Source organism: Burkholderia sp. IMCC1007 (assembly GCF_027257875.1).
In the GTDB taxonomy this organism is placed as follows: domain Bacteria; phylum Pseudomonadota; class Gammaproteobacteria; order Burkholderiales; family Burkholderiaceae; genus Burkholderia.
Genome location: NZ_JAPVQY010000005.1, coordinates 67,092 through 81,309, shown reverse-complemented (window position 1 = coordinate 81,309; position 14,218 = coordinate 67,092). Strand labels below are relative to the sequence as shown.

The following is a 14,218-nucleotide window of genomic DNA, read 5'->3' as shown; positions in this document are numbered from 1 at the left end:
GTTACATAGTGAGGACACACCGTGGCCAACAATCGGAAACAACAATGCACCACCGTCGTTCCGCCCACCCGGCGGATCCTCCTGCATGCGCCGCTGCTTCTGCTGCTCGTCGCGTCGGGCTCCTGCCTGGCCGCCGAAGGCGACGAGCAGCCGCGCGGCACCAGCGAAATCGCCGGAACGAGCGGCGCGCCGGACGCGCCGCCGCCCGACATGCAGCCGGCGGGTGTGTCGATGCAGCGTGCCCGGACTCCCGGTGCGCTGCCCCCTAATGCGCCGACGCCGATCGCGCAGGCGTCCGATGCGTCGATGCAGCTCGCGCAGGCTTCGGCCCCGCGGCCACCGGCGAAGCCGACCACGGTCGTGATCGAACCGGAGGCGCCGCCGCCGAGCAATCCGGCGCCGGCCGCGCAACCGCCGGGTGCGCCGATGCCGGCCGCGCCGGCATCGGACACCACGTCCCCGACCATGCCGGCGCCTCATTCGCAGACGTCGGACGCGCCGATGCAGTTCGCGCAGGCAGCCGAAACCGCGGCTCCGGACAGCCCGGCATCCCGTTCGCAGATGTCCGATGCGCCGATGCAGTTCGCACCGGCGGCCGATCCCGCGGCGCCGGAGATCCCGGCACCTCGTTCGCAGACGTCGGATGCACCCATGCAACTCGCACAAGCGTCCGACATCGTGCCGTCGGGACCGTCCGCACCCGTGTCGCACGCGGCCGACGCGCCGCTGCCGCTCGCCCAGGCAACGGACACCGGGTCGCCCGAAACACCGGCACCGGCGCCGGCACCGGCCCCCAGCGCGCCCGCGCCGAGTGCTCACCCGTCCGACGCCGCGGTACAGGTCGCGCAGACGGCGGACACCGCACCGACCCATTCACCGACCCAGACCGCGCAAGTCTCCGGCACGCCGATGCCGAACTCGCCGGCGCCCGTTACCACGGCGCCCGGTGCGCCGCCGCCGTCGACGCAGGCGCCCGGTTCGCAATCGCCCGGCGCCGAGCTGCCCGGCCAGGCAACGCAGCGCTCGCAGGGGCCTGACGTCGAGACGCCGAACGCGAAGGCGCCGAACCTCCGTACCGCCGACGTCGCGACCGTGCGCAACGACGTGTTCGGCCTCGCGGCGAGCGGCGGCGCGGTGCAGGCGCTCCACGAAGCGAAGGCACGGCCCGATGCGTTCTCCGCGGTCGACATTGCGCAGCTGGAAGAACTGAAGATTCGCCAGCAGGTACGCGGCGGCCGCGACAAGTCGCGCTCGATGACGAGTCCCGACCGCTTCGACGACCTCAACAACGCATTGGCAGCGGCGGACGACCTCGACAAGCGGACGCCGGCCACCCCCGAGTACACGCCGGTCCGGACCGCGCTCGCCGGCGACCGCACGGTTGCCCTTGCCGCGCGCGGCGACATGAAGCAGGCCGTCGCGACGTTCGAGACGATCCCGTCCAACGCGGAAATCTCGATCGACGCACTGGCGGCCGTCGGCGATGCGTACCTGTACCTGAGCGAGCCGGCGAAGGCGAACGTGGTCTACGCGCGGGCGCTGCAGCAGGCGACCGCGTCGCCGACGGATCGCGCGACCCGCGGCTTCCAGTACGGCGCCCGCACGCAGCCGATCGAGCTGCGCGAAGGGCTGTTCTGGTCGTACGTCGACCAAGGGCGCGCGCCCGAAGCGAAGCAGGTGCTCGACGACATGGAGAAGTCGCTGCCGCCGGTCAAGCAGGTGACCAACGTCGGTCCGGGAGAAAGCGACTACCTCCGCTACTACCGGCTGCGCGCGCAGTACCTGATCTTCACGGGGCACGTCGACGAAGGGATCGCCGCGCTCGAGCAGCTCGAAAAAGAGGTGCCGTTCAACTCGGAGGTTCGTGCGGCGCATGCGGACGCGGTATCGGGCCAGTCGCATCCGCGCCAGGCGATCGCGATGTACCGCGCGTCGCTGACCGATCATCCGGACAGCGTCGAGATGCTCGCGGGCCTCGGCCGCGCGGCGCTCAACGCAGACGACTACGAGACCGCGAAGACCGTCGACCAGACGGTGGACAACACGTTTCCGGACAGCGGCGCCGTGCGCGCCTTCAAGCGCGATTACAAAGCGTATCGCAGCCCCGTGTTCACGACCGACCTGAGCTACGAACACGGCAACAGCGCGTTGGCCGACAACAGCTTCACGTCGGACAGCTACGTGTATTCGCAGCCGTTCGGCGACAACTGGCGCGTGTTCTCGCATACGTTCTTCGGCTACGCGCAGACCGACAGCGGCAACATCAAGCGCACGCGCACCGGCGTCGGTGGCGACTACCGGCACGGGCCGCTCACCGTGCAGGCGGAAGTCACGCGCTCGTTCGGCACGGACGGCCGCACCGGCGGCCGCGGGACGATCGCGTACGCGCTGAACGACTACTGGACGGTCAGCGCCGGGGTCGACAGCAACGACAACTCGCTGCCATGGAAGGCGTACGCGGCGCACATCTGGGGCCGCTCGGCGAACGCTTCGGTCGTGTATCGGCAGAACGACCGGCGCGAAGTCAAGCTGACCTACGGCGTGAGCCGCTACAGCGATTCGAACTTCCACCAGGAGATCGCGGCGACCGCCACGCAGCGCGTGTACACGTCTGCCCGGCAGCTCGTCAACGTATCGCTGGACCTCGGCACCGACAGCAACACGCGCAACGACGCGCCGTACTTCAGCCCGCGCCGCGACTACGCGGCCGCGGCCACCGTCATGCACCAGCTGCAGTTGTGGAAGAAGGGCGACATGGGCCTGCAGCAGCGCATCTCGGTGTCGGGCGGCGTCTACAACGAGCGCGGGTTCGGTTCCAGCGCGCTGTGGAGCGCGCGACTCGAGCATGCGTGGACGTTCAAGCACGACATTACGCTGAGCTATGGCATCGAGGTCAACAGCCATGCGTACGACGGCCAGCGCGAGCGCTCCGAAACCGGCTTCATGTCGGTCAACCTGCCGTTCTAACCAGGAGATCGCGTAATGCAATCCAGACGGACCTTCATGTGCGGATGCCTTGGCGCATTTGCTGCATGTTCGCTGTTCCCCGGCGTGTCCAACGCCAAGATGATCGACCTGCTGCCGCCGTCCGATCCGGCCGACGGCAAGACGTTTCGCGTGATCTGCCTGCACGATGTGCGCGACAACCTGATGGCGCAGTTCTCGTCGCCGTCGGCCATCATCGATCCGTTCGCGGTCGATACCGGCACGCTGACCGCGATCTTCTCGTGGCTGCAGACCAACAACTACCACACGATCACCGTCAAGCAGATCGAGGAGTCGCGGCGCGGCGGCAGGCCGCTGCCGCCGCGCTCGGTGCTGCTCACGTTCGACGACGGCTTTCGCAGCCACTACACGAAGGTGCTGCCGCTGCTCGAGCGCTTCAAGTATCCGGCCGTGATGGGCCTCGTTACCGCGTGGATCGATACACCGCCGGATACGCCGATCCGCATCAGCGACAAGGTGCAGGTGCCGCGCGAATATTTCCTGTCGTGGGACGAGGTGAAGAAGCTCGGGCAGTCGGAATTCGTCGAGCTCGGCTGCCACACCCACAACCTGCACCACGGTGCGGTCGCGAACCCGCAGGGCAACGAATTGCCGGCGACCACGTCGCACTTGTACCTGCAGGACCAGAAGCGCTATGAGACCGACGCCGAATTCCACGCACGCGTGCACGACGACCTGCAGACCTGCATGCGGCAGATCCACGAACGCACGGGCATCGTCCCGCGCTCGATGGTGTGGCCGTACGGCGCGGAAAATCAGCCCGTGCGCCAGATCTCGACGTCGCTCGGCATGAACGTCCAGTTCAGCCTCGACGCGGGCCCGAATACGCCGGACGTCCCGATGGATCGTCTGAGGCGGATCCTGCTGATGTACGACGTGGACATCGGCGGCTTCGAGCGCTCGATGCGGGAGCCCGCGTCGAACCGCGGCGACGTCGACGTGCCGGAGCGTATCGTGCAGATCGATCTCGATCAGGTCTACGATCCCGATCCGGCGCGGCAGGAAGCGAATCTCGGCAAGCTGATCGAGCGCATCTACCGGATGCAGCCGAAATCGGTGTACCTGCAGGCGTATGCGGACCCGAAGGGCACCGGCGTGGCGGAAGCGGTGTATTTCCCGAACCGGCACCTGCCGATGCGTTCCGACCTGTTCTCGCGTGCCGCGTGGCAGCTCAACACGCGCGCGAATGTGCAGGTGTACGCATGGATGCCGGTGCTCGCGTTCCGGCCGCCGGCCGACAAGCTGCGCGGGCTCGAAGCCGTCAGCGCATATGGCGGCGCGCCGGCCCGCGAGAACGGCACGCGCGTGTTCCGGCTGAGCCCGTTCGATCCGAATGCGCGGCTGATGATCGAGCAGGTCTACGAGGATCTCAGCAAGCACGCGTCGTTCAGCGGCATCCTGTTCGGCGACGATGCCGTGCTCGACGACTACGAGGACGCGGGCCGGCATGCGCTGAGCATCTATTCGCAGTGGGGGTTGCCGGCCGACGTCGGCAAGATCCGCGAGAACCCCGACATGCTGAAGCGCTGGACGCGCCACAAGTCGCGCTACCTGGTCGACATGACCAAGCAGCTCGAGCAGATCGTGCTGGCCTATCAGAACGTGGGCGACGTGCTGACCGCGCGCAACATGTTCGCGATGCCGCTGCTCAAGCCCGAGTCGGAAGCATGGTACGCGCAGAACTACGACGACTTCCTCGCGACCTACGACTACGTCGCGCTGATGGCGATGCCGTACATGGAGCAGGCGAAGGATCCCGACGACTGGCTCGACGAGCTCGTCAAGGCCGTGCGCGGGAAGCAGCGCGGGCTGCAGCGCACCGTCTTCGAACTGCAGTCGTACGACTGGCACGGGCGCAAGGCGGTGCCGGCCAGCACGCTGCTCGGTCAGATGCGCCGGCTGCGCCGGGAGGGCGTCGTGAACTTCGGCTACTATCCCGACAACTACCTGAACGACCAACCGCAGCTCGACGCGATGCGCGACGTGATGTCGCTGAAGAGCCGCCTCGACCCGACCTCCATCAACGCGCTGATGCAGATGCAGCAAGCACCTGGGACCAAGAAGCCATGACCACCCACAGCATCATCCAGCGCCTGCAGGACTTCGTCTTCTACTATCCGTTCTTCATGTCGTATCTGTGGATGATCGGCGGCGTCGTGCATTACTTCCTGCTCGAGGAAGGCCGCGAGCTGTCGACGCGCACGATCGCGTCGAGCGGCATTCCGAAGATATCGATCGTCGTGCCGTGCTTCAACGAAGCGGCGAACGCGCGCAGCGTGATCCGCCACCTGAACGGGATGGACTACCCGAACTACGACATCATCGCGGTCAACGACGGCAGCAAGGATCGCACCGGCGAGATTCTCAACGAGCTGGCCGCCGAGATCCCGCGGCTGCTCGTGATTCATCACGCGCGCAACGAAGGCAAGGCGGTCGGGCTCACCACCGCGGCGGCCGTGTCGACCGCGGAATACCTGCTTTGCATCGACGGCGACGCGCTGCTCGCGCACGACGCGATCGGCTGGATGCTCGAGCATTTCCTGAACGATCCGGGCGTGGGCGCGGTGACCGGCAACCCGCGCATCCGCACGCGCACATCGCTGCTCGGCCGCATGCAGGTCGGCGAGTTCTCGTCGATCGTCGGGCTCATCAAGCGCACCCAGCAGGTGTATGGCCGCATCTTCACGGTGTCGGGCGTGATCACGATGTTCCGCAAGACCGCGCTCGCCGACGTCGGCTACTGGAGCTCGGACATGCTGACCGAGGACATCGACATCAGCTGGAAGCTGCAGTGCCGCGACTGGCGCGTGGTGTACGAGCCGCACGCGCTCAGCTGGATCCTGATGCCCGAGACGGTCAAGGGGCTCTACCGGCAGCGGCTGCGCTGGTCCAAGGGCGGCATCCAGGTGCTGATGAAGTACGCGGGCACGCTGATGCGGCCGACGCAGATGATGATGTGGCCGCTGTTCGCCGAGTACCTGATCGGCATCACGTGGGCGTATTCGATGTCGTTCATCCTGTTGCTCGCGCTGGTCAACGTCGTCTACCCGCTTCCGCCGGACTGGCATGTATCCGTGGTGCCGCATTGGCACGGGATGCTGCTGGTCGCGACCTGCATCCTGCAATTGATCATTGGCAGCATGATCGATCGTCGTTACGACGAAAAACTCCTGATGTACTTCCTTGACACCATCTGGTACCCCGTCGCGTTCTGGTTGATCACCATGATCACCACCGTCGTCGCCCTGCCCGCCGTCGTACTGCGGGGCCGCGGCAAACGCGCCGTTTGGGTCAGTCCCGACCGAGGCATTCAACATGAAGAACGCGCCGATTATTGACCTTTCCCTGCGCGCACCGCGCGAAATGATCGCCGAACGCGGCAACATCGTCGGGCCCGTGCTCGTCGCATGGTTCCGGTTCGGGCGACCCGCACTGGTCGGCGGCGTGTGGGCATCGATCTGCATCTACACGTACCGCTACCTGCTGCCGTTCAACGAAGCGGAGATGCCGATCGAGCAGATCGTGTTCTACGTGACGAGCATCGCGCTGATCGCCGGCACGATCGTCACGTGGCTGATCGCGGGGCGCGTCGTGCATCCGTTCGCGTATCGATTGCGGGTATCGAAGATGTTGCGGCGCTCGGCGAGCGTGAAGGTGCGCTCCGTGCCGGCACACGCGCTCGCCGGCGAACGCCGGCGCGGCGCGCGGCGCACGACGCGCATCCTGGTCGCGTCGCACGATGCGAACGGCTCGATCTCGGGCATCGAATGGATCGCGCACGCGGAGCCGCAAACGCGCAAGTAGATCATCGGAGACGTGTCGTGCCGTGCGGATCGCGTTCCGCGCGGCGCGGCATCACTCCCGACATCGTGCCGCCGCGCATCGCGCGTCGGCCGGCCATTTCCTGTAGACGAGGTGAACCATGTGCGGAATCGTCGGAGCAAGCGGCCTGAAAAATCAGGTACCACAACTAGTCAACGCGTTGAGCCGGCTCGAGTATCGCGGCTACGATTCGTGCGGCATCGCCGTGCTGCGCGACGGACGCCTGCGCAGCGAGCGCACGCTGCGCCGCGTCGCCGATTTGCAGGACCGCGTGCTGACGCTCGGTCTCGAAGCGCAGACCTGCATCGCGCACACGCGCTGGGCGACTCACGGTGCGCCTTCGGAAATGAACGCGCATCCGATCATGTCGGGCGACACGATCGCGGTCGTCCACAACGGCATCATCGAGAACCACGACGAGTTGCGCGCCGAGCTGCGGCAGCGCGGCTACACGTTTCGCGGTGAAACCGACACCGAGGTGATCGCGCACCTGATCCACAGCGTGTATCGCGACGATCTGTTCGATGCGGTGCGTCGCGCGGTCAAGCGGCTGCGCGGCGCGTATGCGATCGCCGTGCTGAGCGCGCGCGAGCCGCAGCGGCTCGTGGCCGCGCGCGCCGGTTCGCCGCTCGTGATCGGCATCGGCGCCGAGCAGAACTATCTCGCGTCGGACTGCGCGGCGCTCGGCGACCTCACCGATCGCTTCGTCTATCTGGAAGACGGCGACGTCGCGCTGATCACGCCCGACCGGATCGCGGTGGTCGACGCGCTCGGCCGCGAAGCGCAGCGTCCGCTGTGCGAAGTGCAGGCGCGCGAAGGCGACGCCGCGCTCGGCCCCTACCAGCATTTCATGCAGAAGGAAATCTTCGAGCAGCCGCAGGCGATCGCCAGCACGATCGACGGCATCGACACGATCTCGCCCGCGCTGTTCGGCGCCAGCGAAACCGCGCGCGGGTTGCTGTCGAAAGCGAAGAGCGTGCTGCTGCTCGGCTGCGGCACGAGCTACTACGCGGGCCTGACCGCGAAGTACTGGCTGGAGAGCATCGCGGGCATCCCGGCGCAGGTCGAGATCGCGAGCGAATACCGCTACCGCGATAGCGTGCCCGACCCGCGTACGCTCGTCGTCGGCATTTCGCAGTCCGGCGAGACGGCCGACACCATCGGCGCGATCGAGCATGCGCGCGGGATGGGGCAGGACATGTCGATGGCGATCTGCAACGTGGCGACCAGCACGATCGCGCGCTCCGCGCCGCTGTGCTTCCTGACGCGCGCCGGCATCGAGCTCGGCGTTGCGTCGACCAAGGCGTTCACCACGCAGCTCGTCGCGCTGTTCCTGCTGACGCTGACGCTCGCGCAGCAACGCGGCCGGCTCGACGCGGCGCAGGTCGCCGCGCATCTGAAGCAACTGCGCGAACTGCCGGATCGCATCGGCCATGCCCTCGCGCTGGAAACGCAGATCATGGGCTGGGCCACGAAATTCGCACGCACCGAGAACGCGCTGTTCCTCGGCCGCGGCATTCACTACCCGATCGCGCTGGAGGGTGCGCTGAAGCTGAAGGAAGTGTCCTATATCCACGCGGAAGGCTACCCGGCCGGCGAGCTGAAGCACGGCCCGCTCGCGCTCGTCACGAGCGCGATGCCGGTCGTCACCATCGCGCCCGACGATCAGCTGTTCCACAAGCTGAAGTCCAACATGGCGGAAGTACGGGCCCGCGGCGGCCGGCTCTACGTGCTCGCCGGCCATCAGCTCGAGATCGACGCCGATCGCGACACGCACCTGATCCGCGTGCGCGAATCGGGCGCCGCGCTGTCGCCGATCGTCAACGTGATCCCGCTGCAGTTGCTCGCGTATCACGTCGGGCGCGCGCGCGGCGCCGACGTCGACAAGCCGCGCAACCTCGCGAAGTCGGTCACGGTGGAATGACGCGGGCGCCGGTCGTGACACGCGCGCTCGCGCGCGCGTTGCCCGCCCGCGCGGCCCGGCGCGCCGCCGCGTGGCGCGTGGCGGCCGCGCTGTGCGGCGCGTGCGGTGCCGTCGCGGTGCCGTCCCACACGTGGGCCGACAAGCCGGTCGTGCATACCGTCACCGTGGAGGCGCCGGCGCCAGCGCCGGCGTCGCCGCAGGAAAGCGGCGACCCGCGCCGCTTCATGCACGGGATCGGCGTGGCCGACGCCGGCGACGGGCGACGCTGGGTGTTCTTCAGCAGCTCGGGCGTCCCGCCGCGCGGCGCGCTGCGCAACGGCAACTGGCCGCACGACGTGTACGTCGGCGAATCGCTGCCGGGCGAGCCGCACCTGATGCACGTCCATACGTTCATCAGCCGCCCGGAAGCGCAGGAACCCGTGTCGATCGCGCAGAATCCGCGCGGCGACATCTTCGTCACGTTCGAGGACGGCTGGAACACGCCCGACCTGGTCAGCCAGCGCTACGGCGTCTATCGGCGCGACCTGAAGCCGATCAAGCCGTACCCGAACGACGTCGAGGCGGGCGGCCACTCCGGACACGTCGCCGCGGTGGGCGAACGCTTCGTCGTGTTCTATTCGGCGGACTGGGTCGACGGCGGCGGCGTCGACAACCTCGGCACCGGCGACGGCGTCTACGTGAAAACCTACGATGCCGAAGGACGCGTGCTGAACCACGTGCCGGTGGTCGCGCACCGCCGCGAGTGGTGGCCCATGATCGCGGGCTCGCCGCATCGCGCGCTGCTGGTCTGGCAGAAGTACATCGAAGGCAGCACGGACGCGGGGCTCGAATACGCGATGTTCGATCCGGTCACCGCGAAACTGGAAAAACTCGGCGCGCTGAACGATGCGATCCAGTACTACGTGTATTCGGCGGCGTACGTGCCGGCGGTCGACCGCTTCGTCGTCGTGACGACGACCGCCGCCAATCGCGGCGTCGCGATGCTGATCGATCCGGGCGGCCGTCGTCTCGCCACGCTCGATTGCCTGCCGGCGTCGGTGCGCGAGTCCGCGATCGGCGTCGACGGCACGCATGCGTATGTGCCGACCCGCGACGGGCGGCTGCTGACGCTCGCGCTTTCGCCGACGAGCATGTCGGTGAGCGGCGTGCAGCGCTCGCCGATTCCGTGGGGCGCGACCGGCACCGCCGCATTTCCGGCACGCGCAGGCGCGATGCATTTCGTGTCGCTGACGCCATCCGGTATGCGCGAAGCCGATTTCGACACGGCGCGCGACACACCGTTGCCGAAGGCCGACGCTCAGTGTCCGGCCAAGTGACGGCGGCGCGGCACGGCGCGGCGCGCCGGCGCGATGCGATGCGATCGCCCCATGCGTTCGTGCCGCTGCGTGCACCGCGCAGCGCGATCTCGCGCCGTCATCCGTCGGCCGGTTAGCCACGCAACCTGCCGGCGGCCGGCCCGATTCCTGGCACCACGCCGCTTGCGCGCCGAAGTCGCCAGCGCCGCCCGTACCGGATAGACTGTCGCCCGATTCCATCCATCGGCCGCGGCGCTCGCCTTCCTGCCGCCGCCGGAACGCCCTTCCCCGGAGAACGAATGCTGAAGCGCCAGTGGTTTTCGCTGTTGCTGCTGACGATGTGCTTGATCGCCACGCGCGCGTCCGCGCAGTCCTCGCTCGAACTCGATACCGACGGCACGCCGCGCGTGCTGACGCGGCAGACGCTGCTGGCCCGCCCCGACGCGACCGACATCCACGTGCCGCGAGACATCGCGTACGGCCGGCCGATGACGTTCCGCGCGGTGCCGTTTGCCGCGCTGCTCGGCGACACGCCGCTGCCCGCAACCGGCGTGCTCGAAACGCGGGCGGCCGACGGCTTCGCCGCGCAACTGCCGCTGGAGCTCGTGCGCCGCGCCGCGCCGGCCGGCGCCGTCGCGTGGCTCGCGATCGAGGAGCCAGCCCGTCCGTGGCCAAAGCTGCCGGGCAAGCCGGTCAGCGCGGGGCCGTTCTATCTCGTATGGCTGGGGCCGGACGCGTCGTCGGTGCGCGGCGAGCAGTGGCCTTATCAGATCGTGCGGATCACGGCCGAAGCGTCGCCGCTCGCGCGCTGGCCGTCGCTCGCCGTCGATCCGGCGCTGGCGGCGAACGATCCGGCCCGCGCGGGCCAGCGGCTGTTCGTCACGCAATGTCTCGCGTGCCACCGGCTCGACGGCGCGGGCAGCAGCCATGCCGGCCCGGACCTGAACACGCCGATGAACCCGGTCGACTACTTCCAGCCCGCCGCGCTGCGCCGCTACATCCGCAACCCGGCGTCGGTGCGCGACTGGCCGGGCCGCGTGATGCCGGCCTTCCCGCCCGATCAGTTGAGCGACCGGGAACTCGACCAGATCGTCGCTTACCTCAGCTACATGGCGCGGCGCAAGGGCGACAAGTAAGCCGCGCCGGCTCGCCGCTCAGACGTCCGGCTCCTGCGCGCTTTGCAGCACCGCGCGCAGCAGCACGTCGGCACCGGCCGCCGCCCATTCCGGCGTGATCGCCTCGGCCTCGTTGTGGCTCAAGCCGTCGACGCACGGCACGAAGATCATGCCGGTCGGCGCGACGCGCGCGACATAGCACGCGTCGTGGCCCGCGCCGGACACGATGTCCATGTGCGACAGCCCGAGCGCCTGCGCCGCGTCGCGCACCGCTGCGATGCAGGCCGGTGCGAACGGCACCGGCGGATACTTGAAGATCTGCTCGATCTGCGCGCCGAGCCCGGCGGCGTCGGCCACGCGCGCCAGTTCCGCCCGCAACGCGGCATCGAGCGCGTCGAGCACCGCATCGTCGGGATGACGAAACTCCACCGTGAAGAAGCAGGCGCCCGGCACCGTGTTGCGCGAATTCGGCCGCGCCTCGATCATCCCGACCGTCGCACGGGCGTGCGGTGCGTGGCGACGGCCGAGCGCATCGACGAATTCGATCATCCGCGCGGCGCCCACCAGCGTGTCGCGGCGGAACTCCATCGGCGTCGTGCCCGCGTGCGCATCGACGCCCGTGAGCGTCACCTCGTACCAGCGCTGCCCCTGCCCGGCCGTCACGACGCCGATCGTCCTGCCGGCGCGCTCCAGAATCGCGCCCTGCTCGATATGCAGCTCGTACGCGGCATGCAGCGGATAACCGCCGACCGGCTCCGTGCCCGCGTAGCCGATCCGCTCGAGCTCCTCGCCGATCGTCCTGCCCGCGACGTCGGTGCGCGACAGCCCGTATTCGAGCGTATAGACCCCCGAGAACACGCCGGCCGAAATCATCGCCGGCGCGAAGCGCGAGCCTTCCTCGTTGGTCCAGATCACGACGTCGATCGGGCGCTCGGTCTCGATGCCCGCATCGTTGAGCGCGCGCACGACTTCGAGGCCGCCGAGCACGCCGTAGATGCCGTCGTAACGGCCGCCCGTCGGCTGAGAATCGGCGTGCGAACCGGTCAGCACCGGCGCGGCATCGGGATTGCGGCCCGCGCGGCGCGCGAACACGTTGCCCATCCGGTCCACGCGCACCGTGCAGCCGGCGTCGCGCGCCCACTGCACGAACAGGTCGCGCGATTCGCGATCGAGATCGGTCAGCGCGAGCCGGCAGACGCCGCCCTTCGGCGTCGCGCCGATCTGCGCCATCCGTTCGAGCGACGCCCACAGGCGCTCGCCGTCGACGCGCGGCGCAAGTGCGAGGTCGTCACGCATTGCCGCTCTCCGGTGCGTCGTCGCGCGGCGCGGCCTGCAGCGCATAGCGGAAATCGCAGCGCTTGCCGCCCTGCATGATCGTGCTCGTGCGCGTCAGCGCGATGCGCGGGTCGTAGCCTTCGATGAAGTAGCTGTCGCGCGCGCAGCTCAGCAAGTGGCCGATCTCGCCGAGCCCCATCGCGTGGTACATCTCCGCGTAGCTGCAGCGATGCACGTCGTAGTCGTAGTGCGCGTCGTCCGCGCGCCGCACTTCGACGTCGAGCGCGTCGTCCTTCTCCCACAGCACCTGCAGCGCGATGAACGACTGCACGCTCGTGCCGTTCGGTTCCTGCGCGGCGAACGAGCGGCCCGCGTCGACGGCCGCGCCGCGCACCGCTTCCGCGATCACGGCCTGCGCGCGTTCGGTGCCGAATTCGCGCTTCATGATCTCGTAGATCGGCTTGATGATTTCCGCTTCGATGCGGCGCCGCGCGAGGATGCCGAGGCGCGTGTCGTCGGGCGCCGCGGCCGCGGATGGCTGGGTGGTATCGGTCATGGGGGCGTCTCCGTCGTTATTTCGCTGGGGTGCGCGCGCCGCCGAGCACGTCGACGACGGTCCACTTGCCGCCGCGCACCTGGTAGATCGTGAATGCCGGGTTCTTCAGGTTGCCTTCGTCGTCGAACGCGATCCGGCCGGTCACGCCGGAACGGTCGACCGCACGCACGGCCGCGACGAGCTTCGCGGGCTGCGTGGTGCCGGCCTTTTGCGTGGCGGCGATCAGCGTGGCGGCCGCGTCGTACGCGAACGGCGCGTGCAGTTCGATCGGCGCGTGAAAGCGTGCGCGGTATTGCGCGTCGAACGCGCTGCCGCCCGGCATCCGGTCGAGCGGCAGGCCCGGTTCGAGCGCCGTCACGCCGTCGCCGTCCTTGCCCGCGAGCGACAGGAAGGTCTGGCTCACGAAGCCGCCCGCGCCGAGCAGCGGCGCGTTCACGCCGAGCTGGCGCATCCGGCGCGCGATCGGCGCGGCCTGCGCGTCGAGCCCGCCGAAGAACACGAGATCCGCGCGCTTGCCCTTGATCGCGGTCAGCACGCCGCTGAAGTCGGTGGTCTTGTCGTTCACGTACTGGCGATCGACGATCGCGCCGCCGTTCGCCTGCACGCCCTTGATGAACTGGTCGGCCAGCCCCGCGCCGAACGACGTGCGATCGTCGATCACCGCGATACGCTTCGCCTTCAGCGTCTTCACCGCATAGGCGCCGGTGAAGTTGCCGCCCGCATCGTCGTGCCCCATGATCCGGAACGCCGTCGCGTAGCCCTGCTGCGTGTACTGGTGGCCCGTGGATGCCGGCGCGATCTGCGGAATGCCCGCATCGCGATAGACGCGCGACGCCGGCACGCTGCAGCCCGTGTTCCAGTGACCGACGACGCCGATCACGTGCCGGTCGACGAGTTGCTGCGCGACCGCGACGGCCGTGCGCGGGTCGGACTGATCGTCGGCCGCGACGAGCTTGTAGACGACCGGCTTGCCGCCGATGCTCGGATGCTTCGCGTTCGCGTCATCGATTGCGAGTTGCGCGCCGTTCTGCAGATCCTTGCCGATCCGTGCGGACGGGCCGGTGAGCGGCGCGGCGAGACCGATCAGGATCGTCTGCGGCGCGGATTGCGCGACGGCGGGAACGGCAGCGAGCAGCGTGGCCGCGGAGAATGCGAGGCTGGCGGGAAGGAAAGCGATTTTCATGTGCAGGGATCGGGAGCTCGAATCAAAACATGAAAAATATTA

10 protein-coding genes are annotated in these 14,218 nt (G+C 68.5%); 7 read left to right on the top strand and 3 right to left on the bottom strand.

Features of this window, described 5'->3' with window-relative positions; translation table 11 throughout:
* Nucleotides 1-21: 21 nt before the first annotated feature.
* The 7 genes from pgaA (at nucleotide 22) to O1Q03_RS07170 (ending at nucleotide 11,183) form a co-directional block, all read left to right on the top strand.
* Nucleotides 22-2,967, top strand: a complete 2,946-nt coding sequence (pgaA, locus tag O1Q03_RS07200) for a poly-beta-1,6 N-acetyl-D-glucosamine export porin PgaA (RefSeq protein ID WP_269502459.1) — start codon at nucleotides 22-24, stop codon at nucleotides 2,965-2,967.
* A gap of 15 nt (nucleotides 2,968-2,982) precedes the next feature.
* Nucleotides 2,983-5,076: a poly-beta-1,6-N-acetyl-D-glucosamine N-deacetylase PgaB gene (gene pgaB / locus O1Q03_RS07195; RefSeq protein ID WP_269502458.1), complete on the top strand. Its 2,094-nt coding sequence runs from the start codon at nucleotides 2,983-2,985 to the stop codon at nucleotides 5,074-5,076.
* A complete protein-coding gene (pgaC, locus tag O1Q03_RS07190) occupies nucleotides 5,073-6,344 on the top strand; it encodes a poly-beta-1,6-N-acetyl-D-glucosamine synthase (protein ID WP_269502457.1) in 1,272 nt (423 codons plus the stop codon). The genes pgaB and pgaC overlap by 4 nt, the downstream gene beginning before the upstream one ends.
* A complete protein-coding gene (locus O1Q03_RS07185) occupies nucleotides 6,322-6,810 on the top strand; it encodes a Biofilm PGA synthesis auxiliary protein PgaD (protein ID WP_269502456.1) in 489 nt (162 codons plus the stop codon). The genes pgaC and O1Q03_RS07185 overlap by 23 nt, the downstream gene beginning before the upstream one ends.
* Before the next feature lie 118 nt (nucleotides 6,811-6,928).
* Nucleotides 6,929-8,752 carry a glutamine--fructose-6-phosphate transaminase (isomerizing) gene (gene glmS, locus O1Q03_RS07180; protein ID WP_269502455.1) on the top strand — a complete coding sequence of 608 codons (1,824 nt, stop codon included), beginning with the start codon at nucleotides 6,929-6,931 and terminating at the stop codon, nucleotides 8,750-8,752.
* Entirely contained in the window at nucleotides 8,749-10,068 is a 1,320-nt protein-coding gene (locus tag O1Q03_RS07175; protein WP_269502454.1) for a hypothetical protein, read from the top strand. The genes glmS and O1Q03_RS07175 overlap by 4 nt, the downstream gene beginning before the upstream one ends.
* A 278-nt stretch (nucleotides 10,069-10,346) precedes the next feature.
* Nucleotides 10,347-11,183, top strand: coding sequence for a cytochrome c (locus tag O1Q03_RS07170; RefSeq protein ID WP_269502452.1), 837 nt, complete (start codon nucleotides 10,347-10,349; stop codon nucleotides 11,181-11,183).
* Nucleotides 11,184-11,201: 18 nt separating this feature from the next.
* On the opposite strand, the gene O1Q03_RS07165 is transcribed toward O1Q03_RS07170, so the two are convergent.
* Genes O1Q03_RS07165 through O1Q03_RS07155 form a run of 3 tightly spaced genes read right to left on the bottom strand, consistent with a single transcriptional unit; the run spans nucleotide 11,202 to nucleotide 14,176 of the window.
* The gene (locus O1Q03_RS07165; protein ID WP_269502451.1) at nucleotides 11,202-12,458 is read right to left on the bottom strand and encodes a Zn-dependent hydrolase; all 1,257 of its coding nucleotides are present in this window, start codon (nucleotides 12,456-12,458) and stop codon (nucleotides 11,202-11,204) included.
* Nucleotides 12,451-12,993, bottom strand: a complete 543-nt coding sequence (locus O1Q03_RS07160) for an L-2-amino-thiazoline-4-carboxylic acid hydrolase (RefSeq protein ID WP_269502449.1) — start codon at nucleotides 12,991-12,993, stop codon at nucleotides 12,451-12,453. Before O1Q03_RS07160 ends, O1Q03_RS07165 begins: the two co-directional genes overlap by 8 nt.
* 16 nt (nucleotides 12,994-13,009) lie before the next feature.
* Nucleotides 13,010-14,176 carry a branched-chain amino acid ABC transporter substrate-binding protein gene (locus tag O1Q03_RS07155; RefSeq protein WP_269502448.1) on the bottom strand — a complete coding sequence of 389 codons (1,167 nt, stop codon included), beginning with the start codon at nucleotides 14,174-14,176 and terminating at the stop codon, nucleotides 13,010-13,012.
* Between the last annotated feature and the right edge of the window lie 42 nt (nucleotides 14,177-14,218).

Excerpts from the sequence above, each read along its gene's own strand:
- pgaB (WP_269502458.1), top strand. The coding sequence starts at position 2,983 with ATGCAATCCAGACGGACCTTCATGTGCGGATGCCTTGGCGCATTTGCT.
- pgaC (WP_269502457.1), top strand. The coding sequence starts at position 5,073 with ATGACCACCCACAGCATCATCCAGCGCCTGCAGGACTTCGTCTTCTAC.
- O1Q03_RS07185 (WP_269502456.1), top strand. The coding sequence starts at position 6,322 with ATGAAGAACGCGCCGATTATTGACCTTTCCCTGCGCGCACCGCGCGAA.
- glmS (WP_269502455.1), top strand. The coding sequence starts at position 6,929 with ATGTGCGGAATCGTCGGAGCAAGCGGCCTGAAAAATCAGGTACCACAA.
- O1Q03_RS07175 (WP_269502454.1), top strand. The coding sequence starts at position 8,749 with ATGACGCGGGCGCCGGTCGTGACACGCGCGCTCGCGCGCGCGTTGCCC.
- O1Q03_RS07170 (WP_269502452.1), top strand. The coding sequence starts at position 10,347 with ATGCTGAAGCGCCAGTGGTTTTCGCTGTTGCTGCTGACGATGTGCTTG.
- O1Q03_RS07165 (WP_269502451.1), bottom strand. The coding sequence starts at position 12,458 with ATGCGTGACGACCTCGCACTTGCGCCGCGCGTCGACGGCGAGCGCCTG.
- O1Q03_RS07160 (WP_269502449.1), bottom strand. The coding sequence starts at position 12,993 with ATGACCGATACCACCCAGCCATCCGCGGCCGCGGCGCCCGACGACACG.
- O1Q03_RS07155 (WP_269502448.1), bottom strand. The coding sequence starts at position 14,176 with ATGAAAATCGCTTTCCTTCCCGCCAGCCTCGCATTCTCCGCGGCCACG.